19 protein-coding genes are annotated in these 12892 nt (G+C 66.7%); 3 read left to right on the top strand and 16 right to left on the bottom strand.

Annotation, left to right across the window (positions count from 1 at the left end; translation table 11 throughout):
• Positions 1-15: 15 nt before the first annotated feature.
• The 12 genes from QMG80_RS09650 to QMG80_RS09595 form a co-directional block, all read right to left on the bottom strand.
• Positions 16-1755 (bottom strand): relaxase/mobilization nuclease domain-containing protein, encoded by a 1740-nt coding sequence (locus QMG80_RS09650; RefSeq protein WP_085772621.1) that lies wholly within the window; start codon positions 1753-1755, stop codon positions 16-18.
• Between the two features lie 354 nt (positions 1756-2109).
• On the bottom strand, positions 2110-2781 hold the full coding sequence (locus tag QMG80_RS09645; protein WP_432806975.1) for a lytic transglycosylase domain-containing protein: 672 nt from the start codon (positions 2779-2781) through the stop codon (positions 2110-2112).
• 49 nt (positions 2782-2830) lie between these two features.
• Entirely contained in the window at positions 2831-3166 is a 336-nt protein-coding gene (locus QMG80_RS09640; protein ID WP_085772619.1) for a DUF736 domain-containing protein, read from the bottom strand.
• Between the two features lie 36 nt (positions 3167-3202).
• Positions 3203-3748 carry a S26 family signal peptidase gene (locus tag QMG80_RS09635; protein ID WP_085772618.1) on the bottom strand — a complete coding sequence of 182 codons (546 nt, stop codon included), beginning with the start codon at positions 3746-3748 and terminating at the stop codon, positions 3203-3205.
• Positions 3745-4263 (bottom strand): DUF2840 domain-containing protein, encoded by a 519-nt coding sequence (locus QMG80_RS09630; RefSeq protein WP_085772617.1) that lies wholly within the window; start codon positions 4261-4263, stop codon positions 3745-3747. The genes QMG80_RS09635 and QMG80_RS09630 overlap by 4 nt, the downstream gene beginning before the upstream one ends.
• The gene (locus tag QMG80_RS09625) at positions 4260-4514 is read right to left on the bottom strand and encodes a hypothetical protein (RefSeq protein WP_085772616.1); all 255 of its coding nucleotides are present in this window, start codon (positions 4512-4514) and stop codon (positions 4260-4262) included. The genes QMG80_RS09630 and QMG80_RS09625 overlap by 4 nt, the downstream gene beginning before the upstream one ends.
• Positions 4511-5149: a ParA family partition ATPase gene (parA, locus tag QMG80_RS09620; RefSeq protein WP_085772615.1), complete on the bottom strand. Its 639-nt coding sequence runs from the start codon at positions 5147-5149 to the stop codon at positions 4511-4513. The genes QMG80_RS09625 and parA overlap by 4 nt, the downstream gene beginning before the upstream one ends.
• Positions 5146-6261, bottom strand: a complete 1116-nt coding sequence (locus QMG80_RS09615; RefSeq protein WP_085772614.1) for a replication initiator protein A — start codon at positions 6259-6261, stop codon at positions 5146-5148. Before QMG80_RS09615 ends, parA begins: the two co-directional genes overlap by 4 nt.
• A 14-nt stretch (positions 6262-6275) precedes the next feature.
• Positions 6276-6527, bottom strand: coding sequence for a helix-turn-helix transcriptional regulator (locus QMG80_RS09610; protein ID WP_085772613.1), 252 nt, complete (start codon positions 6525-6527; stop codon positions 6276-6278).
• Between the two features lie 212 nt (positions 6528-6739).
• Positions 6740-7285 (bottom strand): DUF2285 domain-containing protein, encoded by a 546-nt coding sequence (locus QMG80_RS09605; RefSeq protein ID WP_245299962.1) that lies wholly within the window; start codon positions 7283-7285, stop codon positions 6740-6742.
• A 31-nt stretch (positions 7286-7316) separates the two neighbouring features.
• Entirely contained in the window at positions 7317-7526 is a 210-nt protein-coding gene (locus QMG80_RS09600) for a transcriptional regulator domain-containing protein (RefSeq protein WP_085772611.1), read from the bottom strand.
• Between the two features lie 121 nt (positions 7527-7647).
• Positions 7648-7911 carry a DNA -binding domain-containing protein gene (locus QMG80_RS09595; protein ID WP_085772610.1) on the bottom strand — a complete coding sequence of 88 codons (264 nt, stop codon included), beginning with the start codon at positions 7909-7911 and terminating at the stop codon, positions 7648-7650.
• A gap of 228 nt (positions 7912-8139) precedes the next feature.
• On the opposite strand from QMG80_RS09595, the gene QMG80_RS09590 reads away from it, so the two are divergent.
• The gene (locus QMG80_RS09590) at positions 8140-8385 is read left to right on the top strand and encodes a helix-turn-helix domain-containing protein (protein WP_085772609.1); all 246 of its coding nucleotides are present in this window, start codon (positions 8140-8142) and stop codon (positions 8383-8385) included.
• Between the two features lie 120 nt (positions 8386-8505).
• Complete coding sequence (locus QMG80_RS09585; RefSeq protein ID WP_085772608.1) at positions 8506-9273, top strand: alpha/beta hydrolase; 768 nt, start codon at positions 8506-8508, stop codon at positions 9271-9273.
• 54 nt (positions 9274-9327) lie between these two features.
• On the opposite strand, the gene QMG80_RS09580 is transcribed toward QMG80_RS09585, so the two are convergent.
• The 3 genes from QMG80_RS09580 to QMG80_RS09570 form a co-directional block, all read right to left on the bottom strand.
• On the bottom strand, positions 9328-9651 hold the full coding sequence (locus QMG80_RS09580) for a DUF736 domain-containing protein (RefSeq protein WP_085772607.1): 324 nt from the start codon (positions 9649-9651) through the stop codon (positions 9328-9330).
• 672 nt (positions 9652-10323) lie between these two features.
• Positions 10324-10764, bottom strand: coding sequence for a hypothetical protein (locus QMG80_RS09575; RefSeq protein ID WP_085772606.1), 441 nt, complete (start codon positions 10762-10764; stop codon positions 10324-10326).
• A 143-nt stretch (positions 10765-10907) separates the two neighbouring features.
• The gene (locus tag QMG80_RS09570) at positions 10908-11075 is read right to left on the bottom strand and encodes a hypothetical protein (RefSeq protein ID WP_199768984.1); all 168 of its coding nucleotides are present in this window, start codon (positions 11073-11075) and stop codon (positions 10908-10910) included.
• A 320-nt stretch (positions 11076-11395) separates the two neighbouring features.
• Here QMG80_RS09570 and QMG80_RS09565 point away from each other — a divergent pair, with 320 nt between their 5' ends.
• Complete coding sequence (locus tag QMG80_RS09565; protein ID WP_085772605.1) at positions 11396-11605, top strand: hypothetical protein; 210 nt, start codon at positions 11396-11398, stop codon at positions 11603-11605.
• Between the two features lie 65 nt (positions 11606-11670).
• Here QMG80_RS09565 and QMG80_RS09560 read toward each other — a convergent pair whose 3' ends face one another.
• Complete coding sequence (locus QMG80_RS09560) at positions 11671-12600, bottom strand: DUF2493 domain-containing protein (protein WP_085773790.1); 930 nt, start codon at positions 12598-12600, stop codon at positions 11671-11673.
• Positions 12601-12892 lie beyond the last annotated feature (292 nt).

The following is a 12892-nucleotide window of genomic DNA, read 5'->3' as shown; positions in this document are numbered from 1 at the left end:
GATTGGAGGGATCGTTCACAGCCCAAGCCCCCGGTTGCGGCCGAAGCCCCAGTCGATCCCGCCATCGGCTCGGGCGACGCCGGAGACGTGGCGGCCGAGCTGCTTTTCTAGGGAGGGCGTCCAGGGCACGAGCTGGAAGCCGAGGCCGTCATCGATCATGGCGAAGCGGCCGGAAGCGAGCGCGAAGCGTTGTCGGTAGGTCCCGGCGACATACTCGCCCGTCGCAGCGCCGTTGAACGGCTGGCCCGTTTCGGCGGCGAGGCGCTCGCCCAGCACCTCCACCTCCCGCCGTCGAAGCGTTCCGATCAGGCCGGAGGCGAACACGATCCCCCGCGCCTGTCGCTCGGCGAGGCCCTGCTCGATGAGCTGGTTCGCCCGGCGATCCATCGCCTCGCGGACCTCGGCGCCGAAGCCTGCCTGGCCGAGCGCCACCGGATCGCGCGCGACCGCCTGGCGATCGAGCCAGGTTGCGCCGCTCGCCGTCACCTGATCTTCGATGGCGAGGTCGGAACGCACCGCAATGGCGACGCGACGCCGGCCTTGCGCGTCGTCGAATTTGCGCAACTCGACGATGGAGCCCGGCGCGCTGTCGCCGGCGGCGTCGAGATCGGGAAGCTTGATGTGGTGGGTCCGCCCGTCCACGCCGTCGACCACGGCGTAGGCCGTACCCTTCAGCTCATCGTCGAGACCGCGATCGACCAGGCGGCCGATGATCGGGACATCCAGGCTCTCGCCAGCGAGCACATAGCTCGCAGCGGCTCGCTCGATGCCCCGCTCGGTCAGGCTACGGTGGATGCGCTTGATGATGTCGCCGCGCTCGCCCAGCTCGCGTAAGGTCGTCTCGGCGGCCGAGTCCATCGTCCATTGACCCGGCCCGAGCTGGTGCGCGAGACCAAGACCCTCCAGGCGCCGCAATCGTCCGACTTTGAGCGCTTCGAACGGATCAGGCTGGCGTCCCGCATCCGGCGCGAGGTCGATGACGCCGTGCCGATCGGCGTCGCGGGCGAGCTGCCGGTCGAGCTGGGTCCAGCGCTCGGCGTCGACTTGGCGCTCGAGCGCGCGACGGATGTCGAGATCGCTGCGCAGTCCCAGTTCTTGCGTCACCAGGTCCTGGGCGCGGGCGCGCATGCCTTCTTTGATGTAGTCGCGCGAGATGACGAGGTCCTGCCCGTCGTCGGCGACGCCGCGCACGATGATGTGGACGTGCGGATGCTGGGTGTTCCAGTGATCGACGGCGACCCAATCGAGCTTGGTGCCGAGATCTTTCTCCATCTGGCCGACCAGGTCGCGGGCGAAGCCCTTGAGGTCGGACAGCTCGGCGGCATCCTCGGGTGAGACGATGAATCGGAAATGGTGGCGATCATCTTGAGAGCGCTCGGCGAAGGCCTTGGGATCGGCATCCTCCGTCTCCGGTCCGAACAGCCTGACCTTCTCCCCGTCCCGGGTGACGCCCTCGCGACGGAGATAGCCGAGGTGGGCCGAGAGCGGCGCTGATCTCGCCGCATGACGGACGACGCGGGTCTTGATCGTCACTAGACGCGAGCGGCCGGTGAGCAGACGGTTCGCCTGCACGCTGGCGACCCGGCCGCGGCCGAACGTCGAGCGCTTCCCACTTCTGAGCATGCCCTGTCGCGAGACGCCGCCGCCGGCGCGTTGGGCGGCGGCGAGCGCCTGGGCGATGAAGGGCTTCGCGCGCTGACTGCGGGTCGAGCGGATGCGGCCAGGGCGAGGCTGGAAATCGTTCTCGTCAGCCATCGCCGGCCCCGGCAATGTGCGGAAAAGTCAGCTCCGGCAAAGCGTTGTGGGTCCGGCGCACCTTGCGCCCCAGGGCCGTACATTGCCGGATCGCTGAAAAATCCCAATAAAAACAACCGACCGACCGAGCCGCACCTTGCGGCCTTTTATCTCGCCCTCTGTCGGTCGGTTCCTGCGCTCCTCCCCTATCCGCCCTTCCTTTTTCTCGGAAACACGTCACGCCGCGCCTGATTGCGAAATCGCGCGCCGTAACTGCGATGTAGCGCTTTGAGCCGTCTGAAGCCGCCGAGCCGACACGGAAGGCGCGAGCCGACCGAGGTGATGTGGCGGTCCGTCGACGGGAGAGCGGCGCGATCACGGCTTCGGCCCCGTTGCGGAAACGTGGACGAACAGGCCATCGGATTGCGGTGCGATGGCGGACAGATCGCGCACCGCGACGACGGCCGGCGCATCGCTCGACGGCTGTTTGGATGTGGCGCGATCGGCAGGTTCAGCGCTTGCCGATCGCGTGATGAAGAGCGGGGCCTGTGTCCAGGACGGCGGACTCGAGGCCGCCACGAGGACAGGCCCATCGGTCGCGCCGTCCCCGACAAAAGGGACGAGTGCAGCCACGTAAGCGACGGTCTCCGGCGGCAGCGGACGATGGCGGTCGCGATAATCTTCGTATCGCCCAGGCCCGGCATTGTACGCCGCGAGGAATCCCGGCGATCCATAGCGGTCGTGCATCTCGCGCAGGAAAGCCGCGCCCGCCAGGATGTTGTCGTGCGGATCGAACGCGTCGCGCCCAAGGCCGTAGCGAGCGCGAAGCGCAGCCCATGTCTCGGGCATGAGCTGCATCAACCCTATCGCGCCCTTGGGTGAGATGGCGCGCCGATCGCCACGGCTCTCGATCCGCATGATCGCCCGTATCCACGCCGCTGGGATGCCGAAGCGTTGCGCGGCTTCGGCGATCAGGCCGGCGTAGGGATCGCTTGCCGACTGCACCGAGATCGGCGCCGCCTGAGCGTGGACGGCGGCGGCGGGCATGCCGAGCGCCGTCACGCTGGCGAGCAGAAGAAGTGCGCACCGCATGCGATCAGCCCCGATCGCCGCGCTTGGGCGGACGATTCCAGTTCAGCACCCAGGCGGACTTGTCGTCGCCCGACTGGAAGAGGTTGGCGCGGATCGGCTGCGCGAGCGCGGGATCGTCGATGACGAGGGAGACATACTCGCCGGCCTTCTCGCCGGTGCGCTTCCAGCCCGCGCCGATCTCCGGGCCATCGCCGTCCCCCATGCGGACCCGATAGTCGGGAGCATTCTCGGCATCGGAGAATTCGGCCGGAACGAGGGAGAGGTCTTGGGTGAAGAAGAGCGTCTGGATGCGTCCGGTGAAGCCGGACTTGTCGCGGGTGAACTGACCAATCTGCGCCATGGAAAACCTCCGTTGTTGGCGGGCCTAAGAAGCGGGTCAATCGGTGCCGGCGCGCCACACGAAGCGGCCGTCACCGGCCTCGTCGGTCCACAAGGGGACCGCGCGGGCGACGATCGCGGTGGTGGGAAGCGGACCGAAGTAGCGACCGTCCAGGCTGTCGGGGACGGTCGGGTTCATGAGGAAAACTTCGCTCGGGCCGAGCGTGTGGCAGCCGCTCCAGCGGGGCAGCGGGCGGCCGAGGTGATCGTGCTCACTCGCCGCGCCGACGGGGATGTGATCGACGGTGACGGCATCGCCCGCGCGGCACACCGTCTGCCCAGGCAGCGCCATCACATGCTTCAGCAGCGGCACGCCCTTGGGCAGAAAGCCGCCATCGGCCAGGTAGCTGGCGATCGGTTCGGGCGCGCGCACGGCGACCAGCTCGAGCGCATGGAGCTGTCCGGCCGGGCGGAGCGCATAAAGCCCGGTCGGCGTGCTCGCCGTGGCATTCCAGATCAGGCGCGGCGACGGATGGACGAAAGCCAAGCCGATGAAGACGAGCATGGCGAAATACGTCGTCATGACGTAGCCAAAGCGGGTCATAGCGTGACGCTCCGACGCTTGAGCCAGGCGACGTGCTGATCGCGCGTGTAAGGGCGCGGCTCGTGGCCCGCGGCGAGACGGTTATGGAGGTGGCGCCAGTACTCGGGCGCGGCGTCGGCGGGATCGATGTCGAGCGCCTCGACGGCGTCGATCGCTTGCAACACGCGCTCGACCTTGGCCCAGCTATCGACGCGCAGCAGAATTTCGCCGCCGGGACGCACGAAAGGCAGCGTCTGGAAACGTGCGCCAGGCTCGACGGCCCGCACGATATCCATGCGCGAGATGACGGTGCCATAGTCGTTCGACGCCCAGCGCACGAACGCGAAGATGCTGCCTGGCTTGAAGCTCGAGATGCTGCGGCGGCGATCGAGGATCTTCTCCTCTGCGCGGCGGCCGAAGCGCAGCCAATGCTCGATCTTCCTCTCGATCCAGGTCAGCTCGACATGGGTGAGTGCGACGGTGCGCCGATGCGATGGCGGCACGACGCGCGGCGGCGACGGCTCGTTGTCGTTCATGAGCGCTCTCCGGGATCGGCGGGGAACTCGCGCGCCAGGAGGTCGCGCAGCATGTCGGCGACGGTGATCCCGCGCCGGAAGGCGGCGACCTTGATGCGGCCGCGCAGTGCCGGCGTGACGTCGATCGTCAGGCGCGCGGTGAAGGCGGAGGGCTCGTCACCGCGACGGCTTGAGGCGTCGGGCGTCTTGATCCAGCTCTCGGCGTCGCCAGGCCGGGCGGCGAAGCCGCGTCGGGCGCCACGCGCGCTCATGGCGCAATCCTCGAGACTTCAGCGGCGAGCGCGGCGATCTCGCGGGCCGCGGCGCTCTGCTCGGCAAGTTCGAAGACGAGCCGGCCGGACTGTGCGGCGTCGGCGAAGATGACCCGCTGGCCGATGGTGCTGTTGAGCACCGACGGATCGTGATCGGCGAGCGTTTCGGCCGTCTCGCGAGCGATGATCGTGCGGGCCGCACAGCGGTTCAGCACGAAGCGCGCCGCGATCTGCGGGCGATAGATGCGCGCTTCGCGCAGCAGCTCCAGCATCTCGGCCGAGGCCCAGCCGTCGAACGGCGACGGCTGTACCGGGATCAGCACGAGGTCGGCGGCGAGCAGCGCGGAGCGCATGAGGCCGGCGACGCGCGGCGGTCCGTCGATGACGACATGATCAGCGGTGCGCGCGATCTCGGGCGCCTCGCGATGGAGCGTGTCGCGCGCAAGACCCACCACGCCGAAGAGCCGGGGGACGTTCTCGCGCGCCCGCTGCTCCGACCAATCGAGCGCCGAGCCCTGGGGGTCGGCATCGATCAGCGTGACGCGCTTGCCGTGCAGCGCCAGCTCGCCGGCGAGATGAAGCGCAAGCGTGGTCTTGCCGACGCCGCCCTTCTGGTTGAGCAGAGCGACGATCATCTCTTCCCTCCCGGCCTGCGGCCGAAGGGCAGCGACGGCTGTTGTTCCGGGGGTTCGGAGGTCCGTGCAGCGGGGGTGGCGCGCTTATCCGCAGATCGCGCGGGCCAACTACAAGAGTTAGATTCTGAGTTAGATTCTAAGTTAAGGCCCGGAATCGCTGTTTCTGGCCAAAGCGTTAACTGCGGTTCGTGCGTGCGAAGTCCCGATAGGGCTGCGTGCGGAATCCCGATACCGTTTGCGTGCGAAGTCCCGAGCGCGTCCACAGCGCCATCCACAGGGGCTGTGGATAAGTAGGCGGGCAGGATGCGCAGCAGCTCGCGCCGGTCGTCGCGCTCGATGCGCAGGCGATAGCCAGGCAGCGGCTGGCGCGCGGCGATGCGCCGGATCTGGAGCGCGAAATCGGAGAGGCGCACCAGGCTGCCGGACTTCTCGTGGAGATGCGCGATCTCGAACAGCCAGCCTTTGGGCTGGCGACCTGCGTGTTTGCGCGCGACGCGATAGAGCCAGCGCTCGATGCCGCCGGTCAGCCGGAAGTAGGCCGGGTCGATGGCCAGCACGAGCGAGCGGTCTATGACGCCGCGGTAGAACCAATCGGGAAGCACGAACTCCATGCCCTCGACGCGGCCGTCGCGCGTCGTGCATTCCTCCCACTCGTTGATCCAAGAGAACTGGTGACGGCGCCAATGTTCGCCGCCCCGGATGGTGGTGCGGATGACGGTCGATTGCAGGCGGGCGAGCGCGCCCTTCAGGAGCTTGTAATCGCGGGCCCCGGTCTGCCGACCGATCGCGGTCAGGAGCTGGTAGGGTGTGAAGCGGAGGAAACGCGAGGTCTTGAAGCCGAGGTTCTCGGCCTCGACGATCTGGCTCGCCGCCCAGATCAGCATGTCGGCGTCCCAAATGGTCGCCATGCCATGTTCGGGCACGGCGTAGACCTCGACCCGAACGCCGGCGGATTCGTAGAGGATCGGCGCCGTGCGCCTGGCCTTGGCCAACGAGAAGAACGGCCGTTCCATCAGGTCGCGCTGATCGCGCGGGCTGGCGTCGCCGGTGGCGACGACGAACGGGTCGAGCTTGCTCCGTTCGCTGGCTGTGATGAGGCGGCGGGGCGACATCGACGAGCGCCGCGTCAGCGATGCGCGTGGCCGGCGGCGCGGGCCTCGACGTATCGAGGATCGGACGTCGAGCTGCACGCGGCCCGGTCGGCCCAGGCTTCGAGGTCGGCGATCGCGTAGACGACGCGACCGCCGAGCTTGCGGAAGGTCGGCCCGCTGCCGTGGCAGCGGTATTTCTCCAGCGTGCGCGGCGAGATGCCGAGGATGCGCGCCGCTTCATGGGTTCTGACGTAGCGGGTGGCGAGCTGCGCGGACCTGTCGAGCATGGGAAGCCTCCGTCTTGCCTCGAAGCGCCGCGGCTAAGTCGCGGCATGTCCGGGTCACGGTGGCGCAGGGTCCGGGCGTTGGGGGTGGACGAAAATTCTCGCTGGTGCGTGTCCCCCCGCGTTCGCGACGAGGCGAGCAGAGACGTCGCCGACGAGGCCGCACGGCGAGAGCGGCGTGGTGATGGCGGTGACTGGGAGGGATGAGTGGCGCGTCAGAGACCGCGCAGGAGCTTAAGGTAGCCCCTTTCGACCAGGGTGATCGAATCGTGGATGAGGCGGTTGGCCTTGCGGCGCGCGTGCGAATCCTTCCACTCGACCGAGGGAAGCTGGGCGTGGTCGGAGGTGAGCACTTCCGCCGCGACGTCGCGCGGGCCACCGCCGGCATCGTGAACGTCGAAGGCGTGGAGCAGCTGGATCAGTCGCCGTTTCTGGAAGGACGTGAGCCGCAGGGCGGCCGGGAGAAAGTTGATGCGCCGGCCGCTGAGGCGGCGGGCGAAGCGTAGCGCGACGTCGATCCGCAACTCGAACATGCTGTCGAGCGGGAGAAGCACGGCCGGTCGTTGCGTGGCCTGGTCGTCCTGCACGCGGATATGGAGTTCGCCCGATCCGTCGACGATCACCAGCTCCCGTCCATCGGCGTCTGTCCGCTCGACGAGCGCCGGACCGAAGGCGCGGGGATCGAAGGATGAAGCGGCCTCGAACCCGGATGGCGCCAGTTCCAGAATCAGCGTGGCCGGCGAGACTTCCGGTAGCCACATGGCGGGTTCGAGCCCGACCGGAGACGCGGGGTCATGGGCGAAAACGTAACCCCCATCGTCGAGCGAGACTGACGCCGGCGGTCTCGGCATCGACGGAGGCGCGTGCGATCTGGCGTTGTGTGTGGGCGAAGTCGCGGCGGTAATGGGTGTTGCGGCGCAGGAATTCGACGGCGAAGCCGGGGCGTTCGAGGCGGTTCAGGCGATCAATCGTCTCCGGCGAGCGCCAATACTCCGTGGGCATGACGTTTCCTCTCGTTTTGTCCCTCCATGGGGCTTCCACGATCCGGAAAACTCGTCGGAAAAAGTAGTCCTTAAGGTTGCATCACGTGTGGCTGCGAGCCGGAGGAGTGTGAGCTGTCGGCTCACTGCATCCGGTGTTCAAGCAAGTGCCGATAACCCGTCTCAGTCATCCAGCGCGCCCGCGCCAGATGGCTGTCATGGACCGTTTTGGCACGGGCGGGCTCTTGGGCCGGATTGAGGCCGAAGATCACCTGGACGACTTCGCGCCAGTCAGCGCCCTCTTCGTCGGCCATCAGCAATCGAAGATAGATCGCGAGATGCTGCTCGTCATAGGCGTTCACGCGGTCGGTGTGCGGCGGCCGGTCCTGGAAAGGCGCCTGGGTCATTGCGATCTACCCCCTTGAGATCAAGGCAATGCGTTAGCCATTCATTTACCGAGAATTTTTGCAAGATTCACGCCGCGAAATACTTACTTCGCGATGCTTGGCGCGCATCACGTTGCTTGGGAAAATGGCAAACTGGGGCCTTCGCAGCTTCGATGAATAGCACTCGCATGTACGAATCGGAATGATCGTTCCTGGAACGATAGTTCCGATATCGGCTCCATCATCGCCATGGATCTCAAGGAGGTCGTGGCGGTCAATCTGCGTCGGTTGCGTCATGCGAAAGGGATGACGCAGGAGGAGTTGGCTGAGAGGGCCGGGTTGAGCGCCCGCTACCTCGGAGGGATCGAGCGCGCCGACGTCTCGGCCAGCGTCACCGTGCTCGGCCGGATCGCGGAGGCGCTTGAGGTCGAGGCGACGGAACTGGTGCTCGCCGCATTCTCGAAGGCCCGCAAAAAGGCGCCGGCGGAGCCTTAGCCACGGACACCCTGTAACTTGAACCAGTCGGAGACTAACTTCGGACGTGGCTCGGAAGGATTGGGCTCGTCAATCTGGCAGGCCGCTCGCGGACCCGGCCCGCAACCGTTGGAGTTTCCGTTGCCGTATCTCACCGCCGGTTTCCGTCCGCGCGCCGCAGGCGCCCGCCGCCCCTTTCACACTGCCGGCCTGCTGCTTGGGTTCGCCCTGCTGTGTTCCCAGATGATCGCGGCTGCCGCCCATGCCGCCGATGACCGTCAGTTCGTCCACAACGGCCACACGATCGACTATGCGCTCGTCCTGCCCGATCATTTCGACAAGAGCAAAGCCTACCCGGTTCTGCTTGCGCTGCCACCAGGCGATCAGTCTCGACAGATGGTCGAGGCGGGCCTGAATTTCTACTGGGAAGCCGAGGCGAAGCGGCGCGGGTGGGTGGTCATCAGCCCCGCAGCGCCGAGCGGGGAGAACTTCTATAGCGGCCTCGAACGGGAACTCCCGCCTCTCGTCGACGAGGTCGCGCGTTCCGTCCGCGTCGAGGGCGGCAAGGCGCATCTCGCCGGCGTCTCCAACGGCGGTCTCTCAGCCTATCGCGTCATCACCGAGTTTCCTGACCGCTTTGTCTCGCTGACCGTGCTGCCCGGGGTTCCGCCCGACGACCGCGCCTTTGCCGCACTCAAGAACCTCAGGGGTATCCCGGTCGCGGCCTTCGCTGGCGGCGACGACACCGAGTGGGTGCGCGGCTCGCGTGACGCCAGCCAGGAGTTGGACCGGCTGGGCATCCAGAACACGCTCACCATCGTGCCAGGTTCGGGCCATGTGATCCGCCTCGACCCCGGCAAGCTCTTCGATCTGCTCGACCAAACCCGCCCGCACACCGCCGCGCGCTGAAGCTGCAAGGCGATGCCCCGCCCGGACCAGCCGGACGGGGTATTGTAGGCAGGGTCAGTCGCTCCGGCGGCCGTTGGGGCGGGACCAGATCAGGCTGTAGCCCTCGCCGTCCTCGTCGTTGAAGAGGTTGGCGAAGATCGGGGCGGTGAAGCTCGGATCGTCGAGCTTGAGGCCCAGATAGTCGCGGCCCTCGTTGGAGCGCTTGGCCCAGGCGGCGCCGATCTCGACCCGGCCGACATAGACGCGGTGGCTGGGGCTGTTGTCGCCGGAGCGGGTGGTTTCGGGGACGATCCGGACGTTCTTGGCCTGGACCGAGAGGGTGACGATCGCGCCGGTGAATTCGTTGCCGGACTTCTTGAAGGTGCCGATGGTCGCCATGGTAGTTCTCCTTGATCTCTGTTTGCGAGCCCGCACCATTGCGGCCTCGATGGTGATCGAAGGGCCGGAGGCGACCGACGGCGCACCCCTGCCCGGGGTCCCCATCGCGCTTGCGCGATGGGGTGGGCGATGGGGCTCGACAGCAAAGGAGGGGCTTTCTTGTCTCGCGAGGAATGACGGCGCCCTCGGGGTCCCCACGCGACTCGTCGCGTGGGGTGGGGGTCCGGCAGGGGAAGAAAGTTTCGACGCCGCTGTTGCGCCATAGGCGGTCGAGGCTTTAGCCGGCCTTCGGCCAGATCAGTCCATCGAAGAGGCCGTTCGGTGCGCTCGGCCCGACAGAGCTGACATCAAGGGGAACGTGGCGATTCTCGAGTCACCGCAGAGGTTGGCCAGTGAATTCGACGGCGGTGCGGGCCCTGTCCTGGCCACCAACGGATCTCCTGCTTCCGAGACCAAGCTCTCCGGCGGCACGCTCCGTCACGCCCTTCGTTGGCCGTATCCGTAAGACGTTGCCACCTCGGCCGTGCCGCCTCAACGACCCGCCGCAACGCCCGGCACTATGCGATGACGGGGTGAGCCTCGACGCCCGGCCGCACTCACTCCGTGTTCGATGACGAGGACGACGAGCATACGGAATGCCTGATCCAGCCCCACCCCGTCGCGGTGACGGTGTCAGCCCCGCGCCAAGCTCTGTCCGGCTGGTCCGGGCGCGGCCATTCCGGTGAAGCGGACGAACGCCGTGACGCTGACGGCGATCGCGCCGATGACGGCGAAGATCGCCTGCCAGGTGGGTGAAGGCATCGCCATCTGGGCGATTCCATGCGTGGCGCTGTAGCCGGCGACGGTGGCGGGCGCGACATAAAGGAGGATGATCAGAAGTCGAAGCCACGCCCATGGCACAAAGGCGAGCGCGAGCTGCCCGACGCCAAAGGTTACGCCGCCCGCCACGAGGCCCACGGCGATTCCACCGAGCACGCCGGCCCCGGTGTGGAAGGCCCATATGCCGATCGTCAGACCGACGAAAAAGGGCAGTGCGAAGACAGCAAGGGTGAACAGCAGCCAGCAAAAGAAGCCGATGCCGACGATGACAAGCAGAGGTCCGAAGATGATCATGGCAGTGTACTCCGTGAGATAAAGGTCTGACGGTCGCGCCTTCCACCACCACCACGGCGCACGCAAGTATAGCCGCAGATAGGCGCCAACGGGAGTGGGAATCCCGCTGACCCTTACGGTCCAGCCTCGTGGCGCGCCGCCCTTCATGGTTGGAAGGGGTCGAATTCGTGGATGACGGCGTTGGGATCGCCGTCATATTCGGCGGCCAGCATGACGCCGTAGTTGCCAGCGTCAGCATGAAAGACGACGACGCAGACCAAGAGGGTGGTGGCGAGGTTCCAGGCGTTAGCGAATGCGAGGGCTTGAGACATTGATCCGGCTCCTGTGCTGAGGCGGGGACCATCCCCGCGCGACAGGCGCCCGATGTGTTCGGCCGAGGGCCGCAATCACCGCGAAGGCGAAGACGCAGCGGCGGCACGCTTCGCGTAAGCCGACCCTTTACGGGTTGATGGCGTCAGGCCCTCGGCCGGACCAAGGATCAGCGCTGATAGACGCGGGGTGGCGCTCGCCGGCAGGAGCCGCCACTTAAAGGCCGTCGCCGATAATGCGTGGAACCTCGTTGTCCTCACGGTGCGCTGACCGATCGGCTAAGCTGTGCTCACGAGTCGACATGATGACTGAGGCATGCGGCATGGCGGAATTCACGGGACGTGACCTGCATCTGGTGAAGAAGGCGCTCGCCATCGCGGTGCTTTCGATCGAGCGGCAGCCGGGGCCGTTTCAATCGGCGTCCGATCAGAACGACATGAAGGCGCTGCTCGATGGTCTGATCGAGAACGATGCGGAGTTGGCGCACTATGCTCGTGCGGCCCGGATAGCCGTGACGGGTGAACCGGACTGAAGGGCGAAAGCCGGCGATCCGCCTTTCCGGTTCGGCGCCAATACGTACTGAGGAAAAGGCGGCGCTCACGCGCCGCCAAACTTCCAGACCGGGATGCCGAGCTTCTTGGCCTTGTCCGCGAGGTTATCCTGGATGCCGGTGCCCGGGAAGTGCAGGACGCCGATCGGCAGGGTTTCCAGCAGTGCGTCGTTGCGTCTGAACGGTGCGGCCTTGGCGTGTTTCGTCCAGTCGGGCTTGAAGGCGATCTGCGGAACTTTGCGATTGTCGGCCCATTTGGCGGCGATCAGCTCGGCGCCCTTGGGCGAGCCGCCGTGCAACAGCACCATGTCGGGATGCTTGGCGTGGACTTGATCGAGCTTGGCCCAGATCAGCCGGTGATCGTTGAAGTCGAGCCCGCCCGTCAACGCCACCTTCGGTCCCGCGGGGAGGAGCACCTGGTTGTCCGCGCGCTTCTTGGCGCTGAGGAAATCCCGGCTGTCGATCATCGCCGAGGTTAGGTTGCGATGGTTGACCTTTGAGCCGTTGCGCGGCCGCCAGGCTGAATGGGTGTGATGCTCGAACTGGTCGGCGGCCTGGTCGCGCATCAGCTCGAAGGCGTTGCGGCGTTCGATCAGCGTCTGGCCTTCCGCCGTCAAGCGTTCCAGCTCGACGGATTTGACCTCGCTGCCGTCCTGTTCCCGTTGCGAGCGCTGCTGGGCCAGCTCGTTGTCGTCGAGTTCGCGCTCGATCCGTTCGATGGCGCGGTGGAAGACGTTCACCGTCGACCAGAGCAGGTCCTCGAGGTCGGGTTCGAGGCGGGTGTCTGAAAGCGCCACGACGAGGGCGTCGAAGATGTCGGAGATGCTGCCGACGAGGATGTTCGCTTTGGGAAGTGGCCTGGGATCAGGTTCGTCCTGGAAGGGACGGTAGCCATAGAGCTGGAGTTCGTGGAGGACCTCATCGGTCGAGGATGAGCTGTGGTGCGGCTCGAAATCGTCGTCGTGGTCGGTGGTCATCGCGGCTTTCCTTGTCGGATCGGCCGCGCCCATCGCGGCCTTCATGGCGACGAAGGCGGCGGGCGGAACGGACTTGCACCCGCAGCGCAGCGGAGGGCCGAAGCCTCTGCGGAGGACCGAAGGGGGCCGACTATTTTGTCTCGCGATGTAAAGGCGGCTCCGCCGCCGACGGAAAATAGTCGGCCCACAAGGTTGCCGGTTCGGGCCGCTTGCCGCCCGATCGCCCTCTCAGAAGGCCGTGGGCGTGGCCTCTCCGGCGCTGAGGGAAAGCATGACCACCGAGGCATTGGCG

The sequence above is a fragment of the Methylocystis bryophila genome (assembly GCF_027925445.1).
GTDB classification, from domain to species: domain Bacteria; phylum Pseudomonadota; class Alphaproteobacteria; order Rhizobiales; family Beijerinckiaceae; genus Methylocystis; species Methylocystis bryophila.
The sequence above is the reverse complement of the archived record's forward strand: the minus strand, read 5'-3'. Positions and strand labels throughout refer to the sequence as shown.